Below are 240 nucleotides of genomic sequence, written 5' to 3'. Positions count from 1 at the left end.
CTTGAAATGGTCTTTGAAGTGATCGTACATGCGGGTGACGAACTCTTTTGAGCCGATGATCTTGGAGTCCGTAAAATAGCGGGTCTGTTTGAAAAACCGGTCGGCCTGCGTGACCTCGAAATTCTTTTTCGCGGCCTTTGAAAAATCCTTTTCCGAAATGGAACGGCCTTTGGTTGAGGGTTTGACCCCTATTCCATAAACAAATTTCCGGTAAAAGCTGATGCGCTGATCCTTTGAATT

The 240-nt window shown here is 45.4% G+C and carries 1 protein-coding gene; it reads right to left on the bottom strand.

Features of this window, described 5'->3' with window-relative positions; all coding sequences use genetic code 11:
* On the bottom strand, positions 1–240 hold a 240-nt coding region (locus ACYQ11_RS22265; protein WP_459926032.1), incomplete at both ends, for a hypothetical protein.

Source organism: Desulfatiferula olefinivorans (assembly GCF_054657895.1).
Note: the sequence above shows the minus strand (reverse complement) of the source record. Positions and strands in the feature narration are given on the sequence as shown.